The following is a 23,053-nucleotide window of genomic DNA, read 5'->3' as shown; positions in this document are numbered from 1 at the left end:
TGGCGAGAGCGCCCGGCTCAGGGACGGGCTTCGTGCACGGTCCGCATCTTCTCGGATCGGTACCAGCCGAGGTTCCGACCCGTCTCCACTGGCTGCATCCCGATCACGACCTTGCCTCGTGAATGCATGGCAGCGAGATCCTCGTACGCGTCGACGATGTAGTCGAAGGGATAGTAGCCGGAGATGAGAATTCGGAGCGCGTGATCCTCCAGCGCCGCCGACAGGTCGTTCAGCAGCGCCGTGACCTCACGGTCATCGCCCGGGGCGCGGAGGAATCGAAGCTCGACATCGCGGCGGTGCTCGCTGGACACGAATCGGTCAGCAGGAACGCCAAGGCGCGTCGCCAGCTCCGGGTTGTCACCACCGTAATTGTCGATGAAGGCGGTGATGGGGCGACCCGCGGCGGCCTCGGTGATCCGTGCCTCCAGACCTTCGCCGTAGGTCACGGGCGTCACGCCGATCTGCCACAGATAGTCGTGGTTGCGCGGGCTGCAGGTTCCGATCACGCGGGCGCCGGCCGCCTGAGCGAGCTGGCACTGGATGTGCCCGACACCGCCGGCCGCCGCGGACACGACGACCGTGTCGTCGGGGCCCAGCCGCAGTTCGCGCACGATCGACATCGCGGTGCAGCCCGCGAGGTACAGGGCCCCGGCGACCTCGAATGCCAGCGACGCGGGCTTCTTCACGACCGCCGTGCGCGGCACACACACCCAGGTCGCGTGTGAGCCGCTCCCGGGAACATGTCCCATCACCTCCGCACCGATCGGAAGATCGCGAACATTCGCGCCGCGCGCACGGACGACCCCGGCCACGTCGACGCCTTGCCGGGCCGGGAAGTGGACCTCGGTGAACTCGCGGAGCTTCCCCTCGCGGAGGAAGCGCTCGATGTGATTCAGGCCGGCCGCAACGACCTCGATCACCACGTCGTCCGGGCCCGGCTCTGGTCGATCCTGCGGCACGAGGTGGACGACGTCGAAGTCACCGTACTGGTCGTACTCGACCGCGCTGCCCTGACGCATAGTGTTCCTCCGTTGCGGTTCGCGGTTGTCCAACCGACTGCGCCAGCATGCCTGCCGCGGGGGCCACTGTCCGGATCACGCAACCGACTCGCAGGTTTGGGCAGGTCTGGCAGGTCCGGGTATCTCACGCCACCGGTGCCGCGGCTCACCGCCCGAAGCGACCGGCGATCTCCTGGACTTGCGCAGCGGAGTGGTGGACAGCCTCCTGGCCGTCACTCGGACGGACGGTCCGGACGGGGGTCGACCAGAGCGCTCCGTCGGCGTCGACATCGACGATGAGCGCTCCGGAGGCGACGAGGGCACGCTCCTCCTCGTAGGACCCGGTGATGTCCGTGTCATTCGCGACGCCCGGTGCGACAAGCACCGGAATGCGGGCGCCGGACGGCGTCGCCACCTGTCCAGTGAAGGCGTGGTGGTAGTGCCCGGCGAGGACGGCGACGACGTCGGTCCCATCGAGCGCGGCGACGAGCGCGTCCGGATTCTGCAGCTGCAACGCGGCATGCAGACGGCTCGGTGCGACGAGGGGCGGATGGTGGAGCACCAGCACGGAACCGAGTTCGCTCGGCTCACGAAGGGTGGACCGCAGGCGGTCAAGCGCCTCGTCGCTCAGTTCGCCCCATCCGGCAGCGGGGACGCTCGTGTCCAGGGTGACGATGCGTCGCCCGGCGACCGACGACACCGCCCCGATCGGCACCGACGCATCGCGATGCACGAGATCATGCACGATCGGCCCACCGCCATCCCCGAGCAGGTGGCCGGTGCCGAGGACCTCGCGGAAGCCGACCCGCTGGTCGTGGTTGCCCGGGACGAGCACGAGCCCCGCCTTCCGCGCCGCCGCCCACGGCACGAGACGATCCCGGAGGGCGGTGTACGACGCGGGGCTGCCGTCTTCGGAGCAGTCGCCGGACACGACGACGAGACCGACGCCCGGGATCTGCTCGAGCTGGTCGAGGATGGCATCGAGCGCGGCCGTCGTATCGACGGTCCCCTGATGCAGCGTGCCGTCGCCGGTGAGGTGTGTGTCGGACAGATGCACGATGCGCAACGCGCGCGATGCGGGAGGCTGCATGCCGGTCACGATAGCGTCGCACCGTGAGTATCGACCTGCGCAGCGACACCGTCACCATGCCCTCCGACGGCATGCGCCATGCGATGGCGAACGCCCGCGTCGGCGATGACGTCTACGACGAGGATCCGGAGGTCCGTGACCTTCAGGACGAGGTCGCCGACCTGCTCGGCATGGAGGCCGCGCTGTTCACGCCGTCGGGCACGATGGCGAATCAACTCGGACTCCGCGCACTGGTACGTCCGGGTGCCGAACTGCTCGCCGACCAGGACGCGCATGTCGTCCGCGCGGAACTCGGAGCGGCAGCCGTGCTCTCCGGGATCACGACCCGCACCTGGCAGAGCGTCGAGGGACGGGTCCGAGCCGAGACCGTACAGGCGCTCGCCGCACCGAACGCGGGAAGCTACATGGTCTCCACAGCGGCGATCGCGATCGAGGACACGCACAACTTCGGCGGAGGCTCGGTGCAGGACCACGCCGAGGTCCTGGCAGTGCAGCGGTTCGCCCGCGAGCACGGGCTCGGGCTGCACCTCGACGGCGCGCGCCTCTGGAACGCGCATGTCGCCTCCGGCCGGCCGCTCGCAGCGCTTGCCGACGGGTTCGACACCGTCTCGGTGTGCCTGTCGAAGGGGCTCGGCGCGCCGGTCGGATCGGTACTCGCAGCCTCCCGAGACCGGATCGACGAGGCGAAGGTCTGGCGAAAGCGGTTCGGCGGGGGCATGCGCCAGGTCGGCATCCTCGCGGCCGCGGGCCGGTACGCGCTCCGTCACAACGTCACTCGGCTCGTGGAGGATCATGATCACGCACGGCTCCTCGCGGCCAGTGTCGGGGTGGACCCGCGCGCCGTCGACACGAACATCGTGATCGCGACCGTTCCCAACGCTGCCGGCTTCGTCACCGCCGCCGCAACGGCAGGCGTTCGCCTCAGCACGCTCGGACCGGACCGCATTCGTCTCGTCACCCACCTGGGCGTGAGCACCGCAGATGCGCGGACCGCGGCGGGGATCCTCGAGCGCCTGCTCGTCGGGTGGTCGCGGGAGGCGACCACGAGTCCAGCGGGCGGTATCTCGTGACCGTGCTCGGAGCCTCCGGAATCGACGCGCCGTCCGTGCGCCCGCTCCTCGCGGTGCAAACCGAGCCGGACGGCCCGACGGCACCATCGTTGATCGGTGATCCACCCCGGCGACGCACGTACTCGAATGGCGGGGGCTCCGGCTACGCCGCCATCTTCACCGACGACTATCACGGCACCGGCCTCGAGTCCGGCGGAGCCATCGACGCTGCGACCAGTTTCCGCTATTCCGTAGTCGGGGACGACGAGCTCACTCTGCGCACGATGGATGCCGGGCCGGGGCGCCGAAGCGGCACGATCGGGCCGCGCGACGAGCACGTCCTGTTCTGGCTGACCCGCGGTTCGTCGGTCATGCACTTCGCCGATGCGACCCGCCTCGTCACGCCGGGGAGGCCCTGTGTCGCCTCCGCCGCGGAGGCCTACCGATTCGAGTCCGACGGCACCTGCTACAACGGCCTGCACCTTGCCGATGGGCTGGTGCGGCGAACCGCGACGCAGCTGCGGATCCCGCTCCCGAGCGGACCGGTGCTCTTCGATCAGCAGGACGATCTGACAGCGACCCGCGCCCTGCTGCGCACCACGATCATGCGGCTCGGACCAGCGCTGAGCGATGACCGCGTGCGGGGGCCGCTGCGCGCGGCGCTCAACCAGGAGATCGCCATGGTGGTGTTCCGATGCTTCCCCCTTCGGCACCTGCGGGGCCTGGCCCCGACGACGCCGGTATGGCGCGCGGTCGAGCTGCTGCGCGGGCGCCTCGAGGAGCCGACGACGCTCGAGGACGTGGCCGCGGCGGCCGGAATCGGCGCGCGCGGGGTGCAGCAGGCGTTCGCGCGGTCGTTCGGGGTCGCGCCGCTGGAGTTCCTCCGGATGCGTCGACTCGATGCGGCACGACTCGCCCTCTTGTTCGCCACACCCGCGACTCGGGTGTCTGAAATCTCGGAGCGCCTCCGGTTCCAGAACGCCGGACGATTTGCGGCCTCCTACCGCGCGCGTTTCGGTGAGAGCCCCTCAAGGACGCTCGACGCGCAGCGCAGCGCTCCGGCCGCGAAACGAACAATCTGAGCCAGGAGGGCACTGGGCCGACCTCCGAACGATGCCTCCTGTGCCCCGAATCGATCGTGGCTGAGTGTTTGCCGTGTCCTGCGCCGATCTCGTGATGATCGTCGGTGCTGCTCCGTCTTCCTCGTGAACAGCGCATCCGCTGGGCAACCGGCGGAGCAACGAGAGGAGCAATCATGGCTGAGACCGCATCGACCACCACGGTCACCACCCCGAGCACCGGCGCAGGCAGCGACACCGGCGCCACCATCATCGACGACGCCGTCGTCGCGAAGGTCGCGGGCATCGCGGCACGCGAGGTCTCGGGCGTCCACTCGCTCGGCACCGGCGCCGCGCGCGCACTCGGCGCAATCCGCGACGCAATCGGTCAGCGCGACTACGGGCAGGGCGTCAAGGTCGAGGTCGGCGAGAAGCAGGTCGCCGCAGACGTCGTGATCGTCGCCGACTACCCCGTGGCGCTCCAGCAGGTTGCGAACGAGGTTCGCGCCGCCGTGAGCCGCGCCGTCGAGCAGATCGTCGGCATGGAGACCGCCGAGGTCAACGTCACGGTGCAGGACGTGTTCATCCCCGGCGACGACGACGCCGAAGGGACCCGGGTCGCATGAACCTCTCCACGACAATGCTCGGAGCGATCATCGGCGCCCTGCTCGCCGTCGTGGCGCTGCAGTACGGCTTCTGGGGATTCATCCTCGTGCTCGTCTTTGCCGCCATCGGCGCGCTGGTCGCGGCGATCGCCGTGGGCCGGATCGACCGTCATGCACTCGCCGACGTGCTGACCGGACGCCGGAGCTCCCGATGAGCGCGATCCCCGGCCAGATCATCCTCACCGAGCGCGCACTCGCCTCATGCGCGCGCGCGGTCGCGGCAGAGCGACTCGGTGCTTCGCCCGCCCGTGTGCGCGTGACGCTCGAAGACGCGCATGGCGAACTCGCCATCGGCGTCGTCGGGCCGATCGCGTCGGGCGCAGACCTCATCACCCGCGCCGGCGCGGTCGCCGCAGGCATTCGCGAACACCTCGGCACACTGACCGGCCGCGCCGTCGGTTCGGCACGCCTCGAACTGACCGGCGTGGTCTCCGCACCCCGCACCCGAGTCAAGTAGGAGCACCAATGAGTCAGCACGTCATCGAACGGCGCGTTCGTCGGCGAAGCCTGCACCGCTCCCGCTCGGTGGCCGTGTCGATCGCACTCATCGTGCTCGTCGTGGTCGCCGCGTGGATCGGCACGGAGGCTGTCCTCGCCGCGATCGGCGCCCACCCGTTGGTCGCGACACCGCAGACGCTCGCCACCACGCTGATGCGTCCTACGCCAGCCGCTGGCGCCACCATGGCGGCTGTGGCCGCGGCGCTCGCAGTCCTCGGCATCGTCTCTATCGCACTCGCGGTCCTTCCCGGGCACCGCCACCGGACTCCCGTCGATCACGACCGCGGTGCAGTCATCGTGGATACGCGCATCGTCGCTGCAACGGCCGCGAACGCCGCAAGCCACGCAGCGGCAGTGCCGGCCGACCATGCCGTCGCATCGGTGCGTCGCTTCCGGACGACTGTGGAGATCACCCCGATCAGCGGCGTCGGCGTGGACCGAGACCACGTCCGGGCCGCGGTGGAGGCTCGGGTCGCGGTGCTGGATCCGCGCTTCAGCGGGCGCGTGCGCGTCCGGATCCGCGAGAAGGGAACGCTGGCATGACGCAAAGCAACCGCACCATGAATCGGCTGATCCTGATCCTGCTCGGTCTCATCGCCATTGCGGCCGGGCTCCTGCTCGGGAGCGGGTCCGTCCCGGCGGCGCGAGCCGCTCTCAAGCGGACCGTCTCGTTGCCCACCCACCTGACGATCGCAGCAGCGACGGACTGGACGATCGCGGTCGGCGCGGGGGTCATCGTGATTCTCAGCCTGATCTGGATCGTGACGCGTGGGCGCGGCGGAACCTCCATCGCCGCCCGACGAGCATTCGGCCGCGACGCCGTCACCATCAACATCGCACTGATTCGGGCCGTGATCGACGACGCACTCCGCGGCGCGCCCGACATCGTCAGCACCGGCGTCGACGCGTACCGGGTCCGGCGTCAGCGGGTGCTTCGGATGCGGGTTGCCGTTCGACGCGGCGGAAACGCCGTCGCGGCCCTGGAGATGGTCGACGAGGCGCTGTCGGAGCTGGACCGCACCCTTGGTCAACAGGTGCCGGTCCTCGTGCATCTGACACGGAGCACAACGTCCGCGCTCGCGAGGCCGATCCGAGTGCGCTGACCCCGCCGCGACGCATCCCGCCCGCGGCAATCCCGGAGCCGATCGGCTCCATCACTCACCAGAGAAAGGACACCATCATGGGTCTCGACGACAAGATCAAGAACGCTGCGCAGGACCTGAGCGGCAAGGCGAAGGAGGCAGTCGGCCACGCCACTGGCAACGACGAGCAGGTCGCCGAAGGCAAGAAGGACCAGGCCGCTGCGCACCTGAAGCAGACCGGCGAAGACATCAAGGACGCGTTCAGGAACTGAGCGGTCTGAACCCAAAGCGGGTGGGCACCACGTCGGTGTCGACCCGCTTTGCGTCGTGCAGTCGTCGACCGAGCGCCGCAGGGTGCGAGGATTGCTCCATGGCTGTGAGCGTTCGAGAGGTCGCTGCGCTCGCCGGCGTGTCACTCGGCACCGTCTCGAACGTGCTGAATCGCCCGGAGAAGGTCGCGCCGGACACCGTGGCGCGAGTCCAAGACGCGATCGACCGACTCGGTTTCATCCGGAACGACTCCGCACGGCAGCTTCGCGCTGGCCGCAGTTCAACCATCGGACTCATCGTCCTGGATGCGAGCAACCCGTTCTTCACCGATCTCGCGCGTGGAGCGGAAGATGCGGCCGCCGAGGAGGGGCTCGCTGTCCTCGTCGGCAACAGTGACGAGTCCACGCGCCGCGAGCGCACCTACGTCGACCTGTTCGAGGAGCGGCGAGTTGCGGGCCTCCTCATCTCACCGGCCGGTGACGACCTGTCTCGGCTCGAACGCCTGCAGCGCAACGGGACGGCGGTCGTCCTCGTCGACCGGTTGGCCGACGCACGAACGTTCTCGTCCGTATCCGTGGACGACGTCGCGGGGGGCCGTATTGCGGCGACCCACCTGATCGAGCGGGGCCACCGCCACCTCGCCTTCGTTGGAGGCCCGTTCACGATTCGGCAGGTGGCTGACCGGTTCGCGGGGGCATCGGAGGCCGCGTCCCGGTCCGGTGCGTTGATCGAGGTGATCGAGACCGGGAGCCTGACGGTCGCCGAGGGGCGGCGCGTCGGGGAGGCGATCGAACGCCGTCCGGCAGCCGACCGACCGGACGCTGTCTTCGCGGCGAACGATCTGCTCGCGGTGGGGCTCGAGCAGGCGTTCATCATGCGCGGAGCCGTGCGCGTCCCCGAGGACATCGCACTCATCGGCTACGACGACATCGCGTTCGCGGAGGCCACGGTGGTGCCGCTGACGTCGGTTCGGCAGCCAAGCCACGAGATCGGGTCTCGCGCGATCGCGTTGCTCACCCGACAGATCGGGCAGGTCAGTGCGGGCGAAACCGTTGCATTCGAGCAGGTGCGATTCGATCCCGAGCTCGTGGTTCGAGCCTCGACCTGACATCGCGTTCGATGCTCGACCCGACGTCGCTCCGGAACCTCGTCAGGCCGTCGGGAGGAACAGACAGAACGGGTGCCCATCCGGATCGATCAGCACCCGAACGTCATCGTTCGGCTGCCAGGTCGCCTGCCGGGCTCCGAGCGCTTCAGCACGCGCAACGGCGGATGGCAGGTCCTCGACGACGAAGTCGAGATGCAGCATCATCCCGGGCGCATCGTCCTCCGTCGGCCAGACCGGTCGACGGTAATTCGGCTCCAACTGCATCGACAATCCAGGACCGACATCCGGGCGAACCCGAGCCCACGTGGTGTCATCCTCGAAGACCGTCCAGCCGAGAAGCGCGCCGTAGAAGCGGGCGAGCACGATGGGATCAGGCGAGTCGAGGACCGTCGCAACAAGCCGCGGCACGGCGTCCGCATCGGTGTTCATGCGCCGGAGCGTACTCACAGTGGCCTTCCCAATCGACCAACCGCCGGTTAGCGTGCTGCTGTGGCTCAGGTCGTCGTGTGGGGTCGTCGCTCGTTGATCAACGCTCGTCGGCGCGCACTATCGGATGCCATCCACGGAGCAGTGATGGCCGCTCTGGCGTACCCGCCCGACAAGCGCTTCCACCGATTCGTCGCGCTCTCGGACGATGACTTCGTCTATCCCGCGGATCGCGGCGAGGACTACACGATCGTGGAGATCTCGATGTTCGCCGGCCGCAGCGACGCGGCGAAGCGGGCCCTGATTCGAGAACTGTTCACGCGCCTCCAGACCGAGGTCGGTCTCGACCCGCAGAGCGTCGAGATCACGATCACAGAAACGCCACGGGTCAACTGGGGAATCCGCGGGCTGAACGGCGCAGACCTGGAGCTCGGCTACTCGGTCGACGTCTGACGCTGGCCGTGCGGCTCCGTGCTCGAACCGCGCGGCCCGGAGGTCACCGAGCCGACAATGCGTCGGCGACCTCCGGGATCCCGTTCGGCGGCGTGACCGGGTGCGTCAGACGTCGCGTCGCCGCGCGATGGCGATCGCCGCTGCGCCGACCACGAGAACTTCGCCGGCAAGAACCGCGAATCCCGTCCATCCGTTGAGGTGGACGCCGGGACCTGAACTCGTCGCCCCGCTGTAGGCATACAACTGATGCCCGGCTTCGGTCGGGAGGAACTGCGTCACGTCCGCCACCCATTGCGCGTGCGTGAGCGAAGCGAGGACCGTCATGATGACCGGCAGCACGAGGATGATGCCAAGCGTGATCGCGATCCCGCCTGCGCTCGAGCGAACGAGCAAGCCGATCCCGAACGCCAACAGCGAGAGCAGGGCGACGTAGACGGATACGCCGACGATCGGCAGGAAGACCGCGGAGTCTGCTAGGTGGGCGTGCACGTTGTTCCCGGCGAGCAGACCGGCGGAGGCGGCGACGCCGATCCAGGTCGCGATGATGCTCACCACGAACGTCACCGCGGCAAGCACTGCAGCCTTCGCGAGGAGCGCGCCGATTCGGCGCGGATCGGCGACGAACGTCGACCGGATCTGTCCGGTGCCGTACTCACCGGTGATGATGAGCACCCCGAGCACGCCGACGACAAGGGCCGTCAGCGAGACGCTCGCCGTGTTCGCGATGACGAAGGTCATGTTCGCGTCACGGAGCGGCATCGCGGCACCACCCCGGTTGGTCACCGAGCCGACGAGAACGGCCAGTCCCAGAGTCAGCGCGATGAGGATGAGGTAGCACCACACGGTCGAGCGGATGCTTCGGAGCTTGATCCACTCGCTGCGGACGAGCGCGGCGAAGGACAACCTGCTCGACGGTGGGAGCGAGGAAGGTCCCTGCGAGCGACGCGTCGAAGCGCTGGTCTCGGCGGTCATCGGACGTTCTCCGATCGGTATTCGACGTCGTCGCGGGTCAGCGCCATATACGCCTCTTCGAGCGTCGCGCCGACGGGCGTGAGTTCATGGAGGGCGACGCCTGCCCGGCAGGCCGCGTCGCCGATGGTTGCGGCATCGGCGCCCACCACCAGGAAGGAGCCGTCCGAGCGCTGCTCCACCGTGGGTCCGGTTCCGACGGCCTCGAAGAGCGCTCCGGGATCGGGTGTCCGCACAACCGTCCGTGCGGTCGAGAGCCCGGTGCTGCCGCTCACCCCGGCGCCCGCGACGAACTCGGAGATCGGCGCATCTGCGAGCACGCGACCGCGGCCGAGCACGACCACGCGATCCGCGGTCTGCGCCATCTCGCTCATGAGATGGCTCGACAGAAACACGGTGCGCCCATCGGAGGCCATCCAACGCGCGAGATTGCGCACCCAGATCACACCGTCGGGGTCAAGACCGTTGACCGGCTCGTCCAGGATCAGCGTGCGCGGATCGCCGAGGAGCGCTGCCGCGATGCCGAGCCGCTGACCCATACCGAGCGAGAATCCGCCGACCCGCTTGCGTGCGACCGACTCGAGGCCGGTCATCTCGATGACCTCATGCACCCGCTGCTTCGGGATGCGGTGCGTTGCGGCGAGCGAGAGCAGATGGTTGTACGCACTGCGCCCCGGATGCACGGCACGCGCCTCAAGCAGGGCGCCGACCTGGCGAATCGGGTCGCGCAGCGTTCGGTAGTCATGCCCGTTGACGGTTGCTCGGCCAGCGGTCGGACGGTCGAGCCCCATGATCATGCGCATCGTCGTCGACTTGCCCGCGCCGTTCGGCCCGAGGAACCCAGTGACACTGCCGGGGCGGACGACGAACGAGATGTCATCGACCGCGAGCTTCGCGCCGTACCGTTTTGTCAGATGCTCGACTTCGATCATGGTCGTCAGGCTACGGTCGTCGCCCAGGTCACCGCGTCCTCCCGAAGGATGACTTGCAGATGCATGTGCTCAGCCTCCCGCGGTACCGAGCTCGGTACCGGGCGCGGCACTCGCGCACACCGAATTCGCCGCGAGAACACCGATCTGAAGATGAACGACGGTTCCGGAACCCCATCGCGCGAGCTCGAACGTCATGCCCTCCTTGGCCGTCGGCGTCGCGAAATCGTTCACCGAATCATTGGTGAGGTCGGCAGCCGGCGTTTCGAGCTGCGGGAAGACGACAGCGAGCCCATCGCTCGGGTGGGTGCGGAGCCAGTTCGCTGCGGCGACCATGTCCATGCCGCTGATGGTCCAGTAGGCATCGGCAGTGGCCATGGGTGCGCACCACCATCCCTGCGTCTCGTTGTCGATCGACGTTCCCGATGGTGGTTCGCTGACCCGCTGCGCACCGGGAGGCAGCACAGCACCGGCGAGCCACGCGCCGGCCTTCGCCTGGGCTGCCGCATCGGCGCTGACGCCCGGCGCCGGCACTGGAACCGTCGGCGCGTCCGGCATCGTCGATGGGGACGCGCTCGCCGCGGCCTGGCGGGGCAGCGGTGCCGCGCCAGCAGTGCCCGAACTCGCCGCTCCGCAGCCGGCGAGCGACATCGTCACCCCGCAAATCGCAAGTCCTGCCCCGACTGTTCCAAAACGCTTCACCGCGCCCCCCTCTGGTGCGACGCCCTCCGGCGACGCACCTCGACAGTATCGAAGGACGCTCACGATGTGAAGGTCAGGACGCGCGTCCCCGCGTGGGCATCCGGCCGGGACACGCACGGCTGCACCGTCGTCGGACCGGCGCGAGCCGTGCCGCATGCTCACCCGGCGGCGGCGACTCGGGCCTCCTGGTCGACGAGGTGCGCCCGTGCGGACCCCCACGCGGCGAGCGCGGCGCGCACGTCGGACCGACGCTCGGCCTCGAGCGCGATCGCGTAGGCATCGTCGAGGACCTCATCGACGGACACGCGCCGCAGCGTCTCCGCCGAACGGACGGCGCCCTCCACCATGGCGAGGCTGAAGACGTTGGCGTGCACGTCGCCCGACGGCACGGATCCCGTCCGCAGGGCGTGCACCCACTCGTCGAGCGCCCCCGCGATCTCGGAGCGTCCCCCTTCGCTCGGGGCCGCGCCCGTCGGGCGGGAGGCTCCCCCTGCGTCGTCGACGTATTCGACCGTCGGGCGCCCCTCGCCATCCCACGTGGCGCTTCCAAGCGCACCGCTGATTCGCCATGATCCGTTCCACGACGTCTCCAGGCCGGGGCTGCACCAGCTGCCGGTGAACGTGTATCGCGCCCCGTCCGCGAACTCGAACACCGCGGTGGCAGCCGCGTCGCCGCGATACCAGCTCCACGACGGATTGAACGTTCGGCAGTCGACCGCCACCGGATCGGCGTGCAGCAGGTAGCGGGCGACGTCGAAGGCGTGGATTGCCATGTCGACGAGGAGCGGATGGTCCATCTCGTCCCGGAACCCGCCGAAGTGCGGAGCCTTGAAGAACTCGGTCGTCACGGCGCCGATCTCGCCGAGCGTGCCGACGAATTCGCGCAGCTCGGCGAGCGCCGGATAGTACCTGCGGGACTGGCTGGTCATGAGCAGCTGTCCGGAGACCTCCTCCGCGGCGATGAGCGACAGGGCATCGGCAACCGTCGGCGCGATCGGCTTCTCGCACAGCACCGGAAGTCCGAGGAAGAGCGCTTCGGTGTTCACCGCGTGGTGCGCGGGCGGCACCGTGACGTCGATCACAGCCTGAGCCGTCGACGCGTTGACCACCTCCGCGAGCGACGCGCCGACGGAGACAGTCAGCCTGCGCTCGGCAACGGTTCGTTGCGCGAGCTCCAGGTCGAGATCGACAATGCCCACGAGGGTGATCTCCGGCGTCTGGGCGATGACGTCGAGCCAGTGTCGGCCCATGTTCCCGGCGCCGACGAGGACGACGCGGATCGGCCCCTCAGCGTCGATCGTCGCGAAGCTCATTCGTCGTCCGCCCGATTGTTCATGGCGCCCTGGTAGCTCCGCCCGGTGAAGAAGTCGCCGGTCTCGTAGCGGAGCAGAGTCGGCACGGCGCGTTCGGAGCGGTCCGACGCAGCCCATTGCACACCGTTCGCGATCACTCGGCGGACGTCCTTGTGGTGGTAGACGGGAAAGTCTTGATCGCCCGGGCTGAAGTAGAAGATCTTGCCGTTGCCGCGGCGATAGGTGATCCCGCTCCGGAACACTTCACCGCCCGTGAAGGAACTGATGAACACGATCTCGTCAGGCTTCGGGATGTCGAATTGCTCGCCGTACATCTCCTGCTGCGGAATCTCGATGGGGTGGGGAACGCCTTGCGCGATCGGGTGGGTCGGGTCGACGGTCCAGACGAGCTCGCGGTCGTTCTCGCTGCGCCAGCGCAGCGTGCACGTTGTCCCCATGAGCTTCTGGAAGATTTTCGACCAATGACCGGAGTGCAGAACGACGAGCCCCATCCCGGAGAGCACATGGCGGTGCACCCGCTCGACGACCGCGTCCGACACCTCACCATGCGCCGCGTGCCCCCACCACGTGAGGACATCGGTTTCGGCGAGGCGCTCCTCGGTCAGGCCGTGCTCCGGGTCGTCGAGGAGCGCTGTGCTCACCGTCGCCGCCGTGCCGAGGTGGTCTTCGATGGCGGTCTTGATCGCCGTGTGCATGCCGTCCGGATAGATCTCGGCGACGTGCGGCTCGACCTGCTCGTGCCGGTTCTCGCCCCAGACGACGACGCGCAACGGATGCTCGGGGGTGTGGTTCACGGGGTTCTCCTTCTTCGTGGACGTGAGATTCGATGTACTCGGCGTCACTTGATCGCGCCGCCGAGCGCGCCGGCGGCGATGTATTTCTGGGCGAGGATCAGCAGCACCCCGGCCGGCACGGAGGCCATCACCGCGGTCGCCATGACCGGTCCCCATTGCGACACATTGGCGCCGATGTAGTTGTAGATGCCGAGCGTGATCGGACGCACCGCGGGCGTCGTGGTGAGTGTCAGCGCGAACAGGAAGTCACCCCACGCGCCGAGGAACGTGAACAGCGCCGCCGTGATGATCGCGTTCTTGCTGATGGGGACGACGATCGACAGGAACGCTCGAAGGTTGTTCGCTCCGTCGACGAGCGCCGCTTCCACGAGGCTCTGCGGGATCGACGCCATGAACGCACGCATCAGGATGATCGCGAACGGGATCTGCGCCGCGCTGTCGGCGAGGATCAGGCCGAGGTCCGAGTTCAGAAGGTTCCAGTCGTTGAACAGCGTGTAGAGCGCGTTCGCGATGACGATCGTGGGAATCATCTGTGTGATCAGCAGCACGAAGACGAATGCCGTCATGCCCCGCATCTTGAACCGCGCGAGCCCGTATGCGGCGGGCGTCGCGATGAGGATCGTGAGCACGACGGTGCTCAGCGCGACGATGAGACTGGTCACGAGATTGGCGCCCTGCTGCTGGATCGCGACCTGGTACCCGGCGAGCGTCGGATGGAGCGGGAACCATGCCGTGTTGGCGGCTCCCGAGTTCGACTGGAGGCTCGTGTTGATCATCCAGTAGACGGGGAACACCATGATCGCGAGGAACACGATGCCGAGGACGGTCATCGGCCACCGCACCGGTCGGCGACGCGGCGGCTGCGCCCGCGTTCGCGTCCTCGGGACGGCGATCACTGCGTCTGCGGTCATTCGTCGACTCCCTTTCGATTCATGTACAGGTAGACGAGCGCAAAGAGCAGCGACACGACGATGAGCACGTTGCTGATCGCAGCCCCCTTGCCGAACGCGAATTGCACGAACGAGTTCTGGTAGGCCCAGGTGGCGAGCGTCTGCGTCGAGTTCGCCGGGCCGCCGCCGGTCAAGCCGAGGATGATGTCTACGACTTTCAGCGTGAGGACGACCCCGAGAACGATCACGACCGTGACGACCGAGCGGATGCTCGGCCACGTGATGTGCCAGAACGCACGCCAGCCCACGGCGCCGTCCAGCGAGGCTGCTTCGTACAGCTCTTCCGGCACCGCCTGGAGTCCGGTGTAGAGGATCGTCGCGTTGAAGGGGATCCCGAGCCAGATGTTCACACCGATGACCGCGATGAGCGCGAGGCTCGGGCTGACGAGCCACGGAACGGGGTGAACGCCGAAGATCGCGAGAAACTGATTGAGCGCGCCGCTCCCCTGGTCGAGGATCCATTTCCAGACGGCGGCCGAGGCGATGAGCGGCAGCAGCCATGGGAGCAGCAGCAAGGACCGGAGGAATCCGCTGAGCGGGAAATGCCGTTTGAAGAACAGCGCGAGACCGAGGCCGATCGCGAATTGCATGACGATCGATCCGACCGTGAACAGCGCGGTGTTCACGACTGTTGTCACGAAGATCGGGTTGGCGAAGACGCTCGTGTAATTCGAGAATCCGACCCACGGTGCGATGCCGGTGTAGAAGGTGCTCGTCGTGTAGTTCTGCAGCGACATCACGATGTTCTGCACGATCGGATAGCCGAAGAATACGAGGACGAACACCACGGCGGGGGCGACGAAGAGCCAGCGGGTGATCGCCCTGCTGACTCGGCGACGGCGGCGGGGGCTGCCGGTTGCGCGAGCTGCGACGCTTGCGTCGACTGAAGCCATTGCACGCTCCTTTGCGTGAGTTGGAGGGTGGGGACCGAGTACCGGCCCCCACGATCCGCGACTACTTGTTCTGCGCCTGGGCCTGTTGCAAGGCGGCCTGCGGGCTCGCCTTCCCGGTCAGCGCGAGTTGCACGGCGGTGTAGATGGCGGTCGCAGCGGTTGGCCACTTCGGGCCGAGCTCGCCGGTGCGAGCGCGTGCCGTCTTCACGGTCTGCACGAACGACTGCACCTGCGGGTGCGTTTTCGCAAAGGTGGCGGCCGACGACTCATCCGCCGGCACGTTGCCGGAGAACTTCGCGATCTTCAACTGAGTCGCTGGCGTGTTCAGGCACTGCACGAGCTTGGCTGCGAGGGCCATCTTGGTCTTGTCGCCAGTGTTCGGGACGTTGAACGTCTCCCCTCCGAGGGGCGACACCACCTTCTGGGAGGCCGTTCGCGTCGGAATCGGGACGCTCGCGAAGTTGAGACCCTTGGTGCCGTTCAGAACCGGGAGCTGCCAGGGTCCGTTGATCATCATCGCCGCCTTCCCCGCGACGAACTGGTTGTTGACGTCCTGCTGATTCCAGTTGACCGAGCTCTTCGACATTGAGCCGTCGTTCTGCAGATCGACATCGAACTGCAGCGCTTGCGCAGCCTGCGGCGTATCGATGTTCTTCTCGTTGCCGCCGTTCGTCCAGAAGAACGGCAGGAACTGCCACGTTCCCTCGTACGTGTTGATGTTGCTCATCGCGAAGCCGTAGACGCTCTTGCTCGGATCGGTCAGCTTCTTCGCGTCGGCGCGCAGCTCGTCCCAGGTCTTCGGCGGCGTGACACCTGCCGCCTTCAGCATGTCCACGTTGTAGTACAGCGCGATCGAGTTGATCACCGGCGCGAGCCCGTAGACCTGCCCCTGGTAGGTGCCTGCCTTGACCACGCCGGGCACGTCGCCCGACGGAGCTGACACACCGAAGTTTTTCAGCGGTGCGAGCGCGCCGCTTGCGGCAATTTGCTGCACATCGGGGTTGTCGAGCATGAGGACGTCCGGGAGCGTCTTGGACGAAGCCTGCTGGAGGACCTTCTGGATGAGCGACGCACCGGCGATATGGACAGCGTTGATCTTCGCGCCGATCTGACTGCCGCACTGTTTGTAGGTGGAGGTGTATCCGTCGGTCGCCGGGTTCGACGTGTAGTAGTCCTCGACGGTCAGGGTCGGCGTGCCACCGCTGCTGGGTGTGCCTGACGAACAGGCGGCCAGTGACAGCGAGATCGCTGCACCGGTGACGAGCATCGCGACGATGCGTGACTTCTTCACGAAAGAGCTCCTTTGCTCGATGGAATGCCGCTCCGATTTGAGGCGCGGTCAAGCGCTTGACCGATTGCCCAAAAAAGAAGACCTCGAGGTCTTCGTCGATCACTCGGAAGTGCTTGGCCAGCATTCTGGGCACCCCGCGGAAGGAAAGTCAAGCGCTTTACTCAAACTGGCCGAAGGCGCGTGCGATACTGAGCGCGACCGGCTGCCGACCGCAGCCCGAGACGAGGAGTCGCACGCCGTGGTCACGATGCAGCAGGTCGCCGACCGCGCCCGCGTGTCCATCTCCACGGTCTCGTTCGTCGTGAACGATACGAAGCCAGTGACGCCGGCCACCCGCGAACGGGTTCTCCAAGCGATCGCCGACCTCGGCTATCGGCGGAACAGCATGGCTCGGGCGCTCGCAAGCCGGAAGACGCACATCCTCGCGCTGATCTACCCGATGCTCGACCACCGCTACCCACACCGGTTCGTCGAGTCGGCGGCCACCACCGCCGCAGAGCACGGGTACAACCTCGTGCTCTGGCCGCTCCACAGCAACAACGTGACGTCCGAGATCACGTCGCTCATCCAGGCGGCGCTCGTCGACGGCGTGCTCCTGATGGAGGTGCAGCTCGAGGACGAGCGCGTCGCACATCTCCGCACGATGGAGGCACCGTTCACCCTCATCGGCAGAACCCGCGAACTCGACGGCATCGACTACGTGGACATCGACTTCGAACGCACTGTCGAGACGGCGATCGATGACCTGGCTGCACTCGGCCACCGTGATCTGACACTCGTGGTCGAGGACGTGAGCGGGACGCCGCTTGCCGGATACGCGCCTCCGTTCCGTGCCGAGCAAGCGTTCGGGGAGATCGTCAGCGCTCGTCGGCTCCATGGACGCGTGTTTCGAATCGGCCACAGGGCACGCGAGGTCACGGGCTTCGCGGACCGGCTGCTGCGCGAGGCGCCAGCGACGACGGCAGTCCTGGGCATGCATGACGACGTGAACCTCGCGCTCGTGAACACGCTCCCCCACCGCGGCATCGATGTGCCCGGCGACATGTCCATCGTGTCGCTGGCGACGGCCCGATCGCTGTCCGAGCTGACGGAACCCGCGCTCACCGTCTACGAAGCGCCCGGCGCGGAGGTCGGCAGGGCCGCCGCGGAGGCGCTGATCGCGCGCCTCGAAGGACGCGATGCGCCGCGCGCACAGGTGCTCATTCCCTGCCCGCTGCACCCCGGGGGGACCGTCGCAGCCGTCCGACCGCGCGCGCGCTCGTCGTCAGGGAGCTAGCTTCTCGGCGACCAGTAGGAGCGGTTCAGTGGCCCTTGCAGAGCAGCGGTCGAACGCGCTACGCTCGTGAAACGATTCAACACTGCACGTGCGGTGACACGAGGAAGTGACACGATGACAGGCCCTGTCGACATCGGCGGCATCAGCGACCAGCTCGCCGCGCAGCAGATCGAGCTCCCCAGTTGGGCGTTCGGCAACTCCGGCACGCGTTTCAAGGTCTTTGCGACGCCCGGCACACCACGCGACCCGTACGAGAAGATCGCGGACGCCGCCCAGGTCCACAAGCACACCGGACTCGCGCCGACGGTTGCGCTCCACATCCCGTGGGACCACGTCGACGATTTCGGCGACCTCCGCCGCCACGCTGAAGCGCACGGCGTCCGCCTCGGCACCATCAACTCGAACACGTTCCAGGACGACGACTACAAGTTCGGCGCCCTGACGCATGTCGACCCGGCCGTACGGCAGAAGGCGATCGATCACCACCTCCAGTGCATCGACGTCATGCACCAGACGGGGAGCCGTGATCTCAAGATCTGGCTCGCGGAGGGATCGAACTATCCCGGCCAGGAGGACATGCGCTCCCGACAGGACCGTCTGCACGACAGCCTCAGCACGATCTACGACCGGCTCGGCCCCGATCAGCGCCTCGTGCTCGAGTACAAGTTCTTCGAGCCGTCGTTCTACCACACCGACGTTCCCGACTGGGGGACGAGCTACGTGCAGGTCGCGGCGCTCGGCGACCGCGCGGTGGTGTGCCTCGACACCGGTCATCACGCCCCGGGCACGAACATCGAGTTCATCGTGATGCAGCTCCTTCGCCTCGGCAAGCTCGGGAGCTTCGACTTCAACTCCCGCTTCTACGCCGACGACGACCTCATCGTGGGTGCCGCGGACCCGTTCCAGCTCTTCCGGATCCTGGTAGAAGTGATCCGCGGCGGCGGCTACGCGAACCCGGACGTGGCGTTCATGCTCGATCAGTGCCACAACATCGAGGACAAGATCCCCGGTCAGATCCGCTCCGTGCTCAACGTGCAGGAGATGACGGCGCGGGCGCTGCTCCTCGACCGGGTCGCCCTGACGGCGGCGCAAGAAGCACACGACGTCCTCGCCGCGAATGCGATCTTCATGGACGCATTCCAGACCGACGTTCGGCCGGCGCTCGCCGCGTGGCGCGAAGCCCGCGGTCTGCCCGGGGATCCGATGCGCGCCTACCTCGACTCCGGCTACCAGCGGCAGATCGCCGACGAACGGGTCGGCGGCGTGCAGGCCGGCTGGGGCGCCTGACCGGCGCATTCGACACCGAATCAATCGCACGATGACCGATACCAGCCTGGAGGCACGGGTGAACCCCGCATCGCATCCCACGTCCGCCGACGAGACCGTGGCGGCACTCCTCGCGCGGTCGAACGCACTCGGCGCGGACCCGCGGATCACGAACTACGCCGGCGGCAACACCTCCGCCAAGGGAGCGGGCATCGACCCGGTGACGGGCGAGTCGGTTGAGCTGCTGTGGGTCAAGGGGTCGGGTGGCGACCTCGGCACCCTCACGGAAGCGGGACTCGCGGTCCTCCGCGTCGACCGTCTTCGTGCGCTTCGCGGCGTCTACCCGGGAGTGGAGCGCGAGGACGAGATGGTCGCCGCGTTCGACTACTGCCTGCACGGCAAGGGCGGAGCCGCGCCGTCCATCGACACCGCGATGCACGGCCTCGTCGATGCCGCGCACGTCGATCATCTGCACCCCGACGCGGGGATCGCGATCGCGACCGCCGCCGACGGCCCCGCGCTGACGGAGCGCATCTTCGGGCACAAGGTCGTGTGGGTGCCGTGGCGCCGACCGGGCTTCCAGCTCGGACTCGACATCGCGGCGATCAAGGACCAGCATCCAGACGCGATCGGCACGATCCTCGGAGGCCACGGCATCACCGCGTGGGGTGACACATCCGACGAGGCGGAGGCGAACTCCCGCTGGATCATCGAGACTGCCGAGGCCTTCATCCGAGATCACGGGAAGGCGCAGCCGTTCGGTGCCGTCCGACCCGGATACGAAGCGCTGCCGGACACGGAGCGGCGCGCCAGAGCGGCCGCGCTCGCGCCGACGATCCGGCGCATCGCCAGCCACGATCGACCTCAGGTCGGCCACTTCACCGACAGCGCGGTCGTGCTCGATTTCCTCGCGAGCGAGAACGCACCCCGGCTCGCCGCGCTCGGGACGAGCTGCCCCGATCACTTCCTCCGCACGAAGGTCAAGCCGCTCATCCTCGACCTGCCCGCCACGGCGAGTGTCGAGGAGTCGATCACGCGCCTCCACGACCTGCACGAGCGGTATCGCGCGGACTACCAGGCGTACTACGACCGGCACGCCGACGCGACGAGCCCGGCGATCCGCGGAGCCGACCCGCTGATCGTCCTCGTGCCCGGCGTCGGCATGTTCTCCTACGGCAAGGACGCGCAGACCGCCCGCGTGGCCGGTGAGTTCTATGTCAACGCCATCAATGTGATGCGCGGGGCCGAGTCGTTGAGCACCTACGCGCCGATCGACGAGTCCGAGAAGTTCCGCATCGAGTACTGGGCGTTGGAAGAGGCGAAGCTGCAGCGGATGCCGAAACCTGCGAAGCTCGCGACCCGCATCGCGCTCGTGACGGGTGCCGCGTCAGGGATCGGCAAGGCGATCGCGAAACGTCTCGCGGCGGAGGGCGCCGCGGTCGTCATCGCCGACCTCGACCTCAGCAAGGCTCAGCAGACCGCAGCGGAGATCGGTGGACCGGACCGCGCGATCGGCGTGGCCGCGAACGTCACGAGCGCGGCCGACATCGACGCGGCGATCACAGAGACGCTCCTCCACTTCGGCGGACTCGACCTCGTCGTGAACAACGCGGGACTATCGCTGTCGAAAAGCCTGCTCGACACGACGGAAGCCGACTGGGACCTCCAGCACGACGTCATGGCGAAAGGCTCATTCCTCGTCTCGAAGGCGGCGGCGAAGGTCCTCATCGACCAGGGCCTGGGCGGCGACATCATCTACATCTCAAGCAAGAACTCCGTGTTCGCCGGCCCGAACAACATCGCCTACTCCGCGACGAAAGCCGACCAGGCGCATCAGGTGCGCCTCCTTGCCGCGGAACTCGGCGAGTACGGGGTGCGCGTCAACGGCATCAACCCGGACGGCGTCGTCCGCGGCTCCGGGATCTTCGCCTCCGGCTGGGGAGCGAATCGCGCGAAGACGTACGGGATCGACGAGCAGGACCTCGGCGCGTTCTACGCGCAACGCACGATCCTGAAGCGTGAAGTCGTTCCGGAGAACGTCGCCAACGCCGTCGCCGCGATCTGCACGGACGACTTCTCGCACACCACCGGGCTGCACGTCCCTGTCGACGCGGGCGTGGCCGCCGCGTTCCTCCGGTAGGGAGGCCGTGGTGGCGTCGAGCGGGCAGGGCGCACGTTCTGCAGGGAGCGGCTCCGTCGCGGCGGTGGATCTCGGTGCGACGAGCGGCCGGGTGATGGTGGGGCACGTCGACCGGGAGCGCGTGCAGCTGGAGCAGATCGCCCGGTTCCCGAACGAGCCGATCGAACTCTGGGAGGACCATCGGAGCGCGCTGCACTGGAACCTGCCGAGCCTGTTCGCCGAGGCGCTCGACGGTCTCCGCGTCGCCGTCGAGCGGGCCGACCGTGAGGCGGAGTTGCTCGCCAGCATCGGCGTCGACAGCTGGGCCGTCGACTACGCGCTCCTGCAGGGCGGACGCATGGTGGGCCTCCCGTATCACTACCGGGATGCGCGCCACACCCAGGGTGTCGCGACCGTGCAGCGGGCGATGGATCCCGCGGAGCTCTATCAGCGCACCGGGCTGCAGCATCTCCCGTTCAACACGGTGTTCCAGATGGCCGCCGACCCGCTGGTCCACGCGGCAGACCGGGCGCTCCTCATCCCAGACCTCGTCGGGTACTGGCTGACCGGACAGGCCGCCGCCGAGACGACGAACGCGTCGACGACCGGGTTGCGCAACGCCCGGACCGGCATGTGGGATCCGGCGATTCGCGCGGCCGCACACGTTCCGACCGGCCTGCTCCCGGTGCTGCGGTCTCCGGGCGATGCCCTCGGCGAGCTGCTCCCATCCGTCCACGCCCAGCTCGGGGCGCCAGCCTCCCTCGGAGTGACGCTCGTCGGGTCGCACGACACCGCGTCGGCGGTGGTGGCGGTGCCGGCGACGGACCCGGACTTCGCGTACATCTCATCCGGCACCTGGTCCCTCGTCGGGGTCGAGCTCGAGCGGCCGATCCTCACTGCGGCGGCGAGCGCGTCGAACTGCACGAACGAGGGCGGCGTCGACGGACGGGTCCGGTTCCTCAAGAACGTGTCCGGGCTGTGGCTGCTGTCGCAGAGCATCCGAACCTGGGAGCGGGCCGGCCACACGATCGATCTGGAGGCGCTCCTCACCGCCGCCGCCGACGTCACCGATCCTGTCCCCCTGTTCGACACCATGGACGAGCGCTTCACGCCGCCGGGCGACATCCCCGAGCGGATCGACGCATGGTGCCGCGAGCACGACATCGCACCGCCCACGTCCCCCGCCGAGCATGTGCGCAGCATCCTCGAATCGCTCGCGGCCGCCTACGCCGACACGGTGGAGGCCCTGGAGCGCGTGACCGGGCGCGCGATCCGCGTGGTTCACGTCGTCGGCGGGGGCGCCCAGAACGCGCTGCTCTGCCAGCTCACCGCGGACCGGACCGAACGTCCCGTGCTCGCGGGACCGGTCGAGGCGACGGCGCTCGGCAACGTGCTCGTCCAGGCGCGCGCCGCGGGGCTCGGCGGTCTCGCCGGCGCCTCACTGGACGCGCTGCGCAGCCGGGTCGCGCGGTCCGTGCGGCTCGTCCGATACTTGCCACGGGCCTCCCGACTGGCGCAGCGCACACCCGCCACTCGACCCGACAGCGTAAGGAACTCTGTATGACGACGACGTCCTCTTCGACCGGCTCTGGAGCGAGCGCGGCTGACCCGCGCGGTGCCGGCAGCGCTGGCAGCGCCGGAGCGCACCTTGTCGACCCGGCGACCGGAGCGCCGATGCCCGGGCCTGCCGCCGCGACGGATGCGCGGATCGGCGTGGAGCGGCAGCTGCCGAAGGTTCGGGATCTCGCGCCACTGCTGCAGTTCAAGAAGCCGACGCTGAACGCGCGGAAACGACGGCTCGACAACGCGTTGACGATCTGGGACCTCCGCGCGATCGCGGCGCGACGCACACCG

Annotated in this window: 25 protein-coding genes and 1 pseudogene; 15 read left to right on the top strand and 11 right to left on the bottom strand. The window is 68.2% G+C overall.

Translation table 11 applies throughout. The annotated features are described in order from the left end of the window. Positions 1-17: 17 nt before the first annotated feature. Together CAM01S_RS11190 and CAM01S_RS11185 are read right to left on the bottom strand one after the other, a co-directional pair. Positions 18-1,019: an NADP-dependent oxidoreductase gene (locus tag CAM01S_RS11190; RefSeq protein WP_066521390.1), complete on the bottom strand. Its 1,002-nt coding sequence runs from the start codon at positions 1,017-1,019 to the stop codon at positions 18-20. A 145-nt stretch (positions 1,020-1,164) separates the two neighbouring features. After that, positions 1,165-2,088 carry a metallophosphoesterase gene (locus tag CAM01S_RS11185; RefSeq protein WP_066521383.1) on the bottom strand — a complete coding sequence of 308 codons (924 nt, stop codon included), beginning with the start codon at positions 2,086-2,088 and terminating at the stop codon, positions 1,165-1,167. Positions 2,089-2,111: 23 nt separating this feature from the next. On the opposite strand from CAM01S_RS11185, the gene CAM01S_RS11180 reads away from it, so the two are divergent. From CAM01S_RS11180 to CAM01S_RS11140, 9 genes are all read left to right on the top strand, one after another. Next, positions 2,112-3,158 carry a threonine aldolase family protein gene (locus tag CAM01S_RS11180; RefSeq protein ID WP_066521381.1) on the top strand — a complete coding sequence of 349 codons (1,047 nt, stop codon included), beginning with the start codon at positions 2,112-2,114 and terminating at the stop codon, positions 3,156-3,158. After that, positions 3,155-4,219 carry an AraC family transcriptional regulator gene (locus CAM01S_RS11175; RefSeq protein ID WP_157071540.1) on the top strand — a complete coding sequence of 355 codons (1,065 nt, stop codon included), beginning with the start codon at positions 3,155-3,157 and terminating at the stop codon, positions 4,217-4,219. Before CAM01S_RS11180 ends, CAM01S_RS11175 begins: the two co-directional genes overlap by 4 nt. 173 nt (positions 4,220-4,392) lie before the next feature. Then, the gene (locus CAM01S_RS11170; RefSeq protein ID WP_066521372.1) at positions 4,393-4,821 is read left to right on the top strand and encodes an Asp23/Gls24 family envelope stress response protein; all 429 of its coding nucleotides are present in this window, start codon (positions 4,393-4,395) and stop codon (positions 4,819-4,821) included. After that, positions 4,818-5,015 (top strand): DUF2273 domain-containing protein, encoded by a 198-nt coding sequence (locus CAM01S_RS11165; RefSeq protein WP_066521370.1) that lies wholly within the window; start codon positions 4,818-4,820, stop codon positions 5,013-5,015. Before CAM01S_RS11170 ends, CAM01S_RS11165 begins: the two co-directional genes overlap by 4 nt. Beyond that, entirely contained in the window at positions 5,012-5,317 is a 306-nt protein-coding gene (locus CAM01S_RS11160) for a hypothetical protein (RefSeq protein WP_066521366.1), read from the top strand. Before CAM01S_RS11165 ends, CAM01S_RS11160 begins: the two co-directional genes overlap by 4 nt. Before the next feature lie 8 nt (positions 5,318-5,325). Next, entirely contained in the window at positions 5,326-5,901 is a 576-nt protein-coding gene (locus tag CAM01S_RS11155; protein ID WP_066521362.1) for a DUF6286 domain-containing protein, read from the top strand. Continuing rightward, entirely contained in the window at positions 5,898-6,461 is a 564-nt protein-coding gene (locus CAM01S_RS11150; protein WP_066521358.1) for a hypothetical protein, read from the top strand. The genes CAM01S_RS11155 and CAM01S_RS11150 overlap by 4 nt, the downstream gene beginning before the upstream one ends. A gap of 77 nt (positions 6,462-6,538) precedes the next feature. After that, on the top strand, positions 6,539-6,712 hold the full coding sequence (locus CAM01S_RS11145) for a CsbD family protein (protein WP_066521356.1): 174 nt from the start codon (positions 6,539-6,541) through the stop codon (positions 6,710-6,712). A gap of 98 nt (positions 6,713-6,810) precedes the next feature. Next, the gene (locus CAM01S_RS11140) at positions 6,811-7,818 is read left to right on the top strand and encodes a LacI family DNA-binding transcriptional regulator (RefSeq protein ID WP_066521352.1); all 1,008 of its coding nucleotides are present in this window, start codon (positions 6,811-6,813) and stop codon (positions 7,816-7,818) included. A gap of 42 nt (positions 7,819-7,860) precedes the next feature. Here CAM01S_RS11140 and CAM01S_RS11135 read toward each other — a convergent pair whose 3' ends face one another. Next, complete coding sequence (locus tag CAM01S_RS11135) at positions 7,861-8,247, bottom strand: VOC family protein (RefSeq protein WP_066521346.1); 387 nt, start codon at positions 8,245-8,247, stop codon at positions 7,861-7,863. 60 nt (positions 8,248-8,307) lie between these two features. On the opposite strand from CAM01S_RS11135, the gene CAM01S_RS11130 reads away from it, so the two are divergent. Continuing rightward, complete coding sequence (locus tag CAM01S_RS11130) at positions 8,308-8,697, top strand: tautomerase family protein (RefSeq protein ID WP_066521342.1); 390 nt, start codon at positions 8,308-8,310, stop codon at positions 8,695-8,697. Positions 8,698-8,802: 105 nt separating this feature from the next. Here the strand turns inward: CAM01S_RS11130 and CAM01S_RS11125 are convergent, their stop codons facing one another. The 8 genes from CAM01S_RS11125 to CAM01S_RS11090 all read right to left on the bottom strand — a co-directional run bounded on the left by CAM01S_RS11125 (position 8,803) and on the right by CAM01S_RS11090 (position 16,538). After that, positions 8,803-9,669, bottom strand: coding sequence for an ABC transporter permease (locus CAM01S_RS11125; RefSeq protein ID WP_066521335.1), 867 nt, complete (start codon positions 9,667-9,669; stop codon positions 8,803-8,805). After that, positions 9,666-10,598, bottom strand: a complete 933-nt coding sequence (locus tag CAM01S_RS11120) for an ABC transporter ATP-binding protein (RefSeq protein WP_066521332.1) — start codon at positions 10,596-10,598, stop codon at positions 9,666-9,668. Before CAM01S_RS11120 ends, CAM01S_RS11125 begins: the two co-directional genes overlap by 4 nt. A 69-nt stretch (positions 10,599-10,667) precedes the next feature. Next, entirely contained in the window at positions 10,668-11,252 is a 585-nt protein-coding gene (locus tag CAM01S_RS11115; protein WP_066521328.1) for a hypothetical protein, read from the bottom strand. Positions 11,253-11,455: 203 nt separating this feature from the next. Next, complete coding sequence (locus tag CAM01S_RS11110; protein WP_066521325.1) at positions 11,456-12,610, bottom strand: Gfo/Idh/MocA family protein; 1,155 nt, start codon at positions 12,608-12,610, stop codon at positions 11,456-11,458. Then, positions 12,607-13,404 carry a ThuA domain-containing protein gene (locus CAM01S_RS11105; RefSeq protein WP_066522175.1) on the bottom strand — a complete coding sequence of 266 codons (798 nt, stop codon included), beginning with the start codon at positions 13,402-13,404 and terminating at the stop codon, positions 12,607-12,609. The genes CAM01S_RS11110 and CAM01S_RS11105 overlap by 4 nt, the downstream gene beginning before the upstream one ends. A 44-nt stretch (positions 13,405-13,448) precedes the next feature. Next, a complete protein-coding gene (locus CAM01S_RS11100; RefSeq protein ID WP_245631639.1) occupies positions 13,449-14,234 on the bottom strand; it encodes a carbohydrate ABC transporter permease in 786 nt (261 codons plus the stop codon). 77 nt (positions 14,235-14,311) lie between these two features. Further along, positions 14,312-15,247: a carbohydrate ABC transporter permease gene (locus CAM01S_RS11095; protein ID WP_066521319.1), complete on the bottom strand. Its 936-nt coding sequence runs from the start codon at positions 15,245-15,247 to the stop codon at positions 14,312-14,314. Between the two features lie 61 nt (positions 15,248-15,308). Continuing rightward, the gene (locus CAM01S_RS11090; protein ID WP_245631625.1) at positions 15,309-16,538 is read right to left on the bottom strand and encodes a sugar ABC transporter substrate-binding protein; all 1,230 of its coding nucleotides are present in this window, start codon (positions 16,536-16,538) and stop codon (positions 15,309-15,311) included. Positions 16,539-16,602: 64 nt separating this feature from the next. Here CAM01S_RS11090 and CAM01S_RS11085 point away from each other — a divergent pair, with 64 nt between their 5' ends. The 5 genes and pseudogenes from CAM01S_RS11085 to CAM01S_RS15135 all read left to right on the top strand — a co-directional run. Then, positions 16,603-17,814, top strand: a complete 1,212-nt coding sequence (locus tag CAM01S_RS11085; protein WP_169795868.1) for a LacI family DNA-binding transcriptional regulator — start codon at positions 16,603-16,605, stop codon at positions 17,812-17,814. A 114-nt stretch (positions 17,815-17,928) separates the two neighbouring features. Next, positions 17,929-19,101, top strand: a complete 1,173-nt coding sequence (rhaI, locus tag CAM01S_RS11080; RefSeq protein WP_066521311.1) for an L-rhamnose isomerase — start codon at positions 17,929-17,931, stop codon at positions 19,099-19,101. Between the two features lie 31 nt (positions 19,102-19,132). After that, entirely contained in the window at positions 19,133-21,220 is a 2,088-nt protein-coding gene (locus CAM01S_RS11075) for a bifunctional rhamnulose-1-phosphate aldolase/short-chain dehydrogenase (protein WP_083527981.1), read from the top strand. A gap of 7 nt (positions 21,221-21,227) precedes the next feature. Beyond that, entirely contained in the window at positions 21,228-22,763 is a 1,536-nt protein-coding gene (locus CAM01S_RS11070; RefSeq protein WP_281176703.1) for a rhamnulokinase, read from the top strand. Further along, a pseudogene (locus CAM01S_RS15135) lies at positions 22,760-23,053 on the top strand (hypothetical protein); the annotation flags it as partial. The gene CAM01S_RS11070 and the pseudogene CAM01S_RS15135, both read left to right, overlap by 4 nt.

The sequence above is a fragment of the Curtobacterium ammoniigenes NBRC 101786 genome (genome assembly GCF_001571045.1).
GTDB lineage: Bacteria > Actinomycetota > Actinomycetes > Actinomycetales > Microbacteriaceae > Curtobacterium > Curtobacterium ammoniigenes.
This window is presented reverse-complemented; position numbering and strand designations above follow the sequence as displayed.

Excerpts from the sequence above, each read along its gene's own strand:
- CAM01S_RS11190 (WP_066521390.1), bottom strand. The coding sequence starts at position 1,019 with ATGCGTCAGGGCAGCGCGGTCGAGTACGACCAGTACGGTGACTTCGAC.
- CAM01S_RS11185 (WP_066521383.1), bottom strand. The coding sequence starts at position 2,088 with ATGCAGCCTCCCGCATCGCGCGCGTTGCGCATCGTGCATCTGTCCGAC.
- CAM01S_RS11170 (WP_066521372.1), top strand. The coding sequence starts at position 4,393 with ATGGCTGAGACCGCATCGACCACCACGGTCACCACCCCGAGCACCGGC.
- CAM01S_RS11165 (WP_066521370.1), top strand. The coding sequence starts at position 4,818 with ATGAACCTCTCCACGACAATGCTCGGAGCGATCATCGGCGCCCTGCTC.
- CAM01S_RS11160 (WP_066521366.1), top strand. The coding sequence starts at position 5,012 with ATGAGCGCGATCCCCGGCCAGATCATCCTCACCGAGCGCGCACTCGCC.
- CAM01S_RS11155 (WP_066521362.1), top strand. The coding sequence starts at position 5,326 with ATGAGTCAGCACGTCATCGAACGGCGCGTTCGTCGGCGAAGCCTGCAC.
- CAM01S_RS11150 (WP_066521358.1), top strand. The coding sequence starts at position 5,898 with ATGACGCAAAGCAACCGCACCATGAATCGGCTGATCCTGATCCTGCTC.
- CAM01S_RS11145 (WP_066521356.1), top strand. The coding sequence starts at position 6,539 with ATGGGTCTCGACGACAAGATCAAGAACGCTGCGCAGGACCTGAGCGGC.
- CAM01S_RS11140 (WP_066521352.1), top strand. The coding sequence starts at position 6,811 with ATGGCTGTGAGCGTTCGAGAGGTCGCTGCGCTCGCCGGCGTGTCACTC.
- CAM01S_RS11135 (WP_066521346.1), bottom strand. The coding sequence starts at position 8,247 with ATGAACACCGATGCGGACGCCGTGCCGCGGCTTGTTGCGACGGTCCTC.
- CAM01S_RS11125 (WP_066521335.1), bottom strand. The coding sequence starts at position 9,669 with ATGACCGCCGAGACCAGCGCTTCGACGCGTCGCTCGCAGGGACCTTCC.
- CAM01S_RS11120 (WP_066521332.1), bottom strand. The coding sequence starts at position 10,598 with ATGATCGAAGTCGAGCATCTGACAAAACGGTACGGCGCGAAGCTCGCG.
- CAM01S_RS11110 (WP_066521325.1), bottom strand. The coding sequence starts at position 12,610 with ATGAGCTTCGCGACGATCGACGCTGAGGGGCCGATCCGCGTCGTCCTC.
- CAM01S_RS11100 (WP_245631639.1), bottom strand. The coding sequence starts at position 14,234 with ATGACCGTCCTCGGCATCGTGTTCCTCGCGATCATGGTGTTCCCCGTC.
- CAM01S_RS11095 (WP_066521319.1), bottom strand. The coding sequence starts at position 15,247 with ATGGCTTCAGTCGACGCAAGCGTCGCAGCTCGCGCAACCGGCAGCCCC.
- rhaI (WP_066521311.1), top strand. The coding sequence starts at position 17,929 with ATGACAGGCCCTGTCGACATCGGCGGCATCAGCGACCAGCTCGCCGCG.
- CAM01S_RS11075 (WP_083527981.1), top strand. The coding sequence starts at position 19,133 with ATGACCGATACCAGCCTGGAGGCACGGGTGAACCCCGCATCGCATCCC.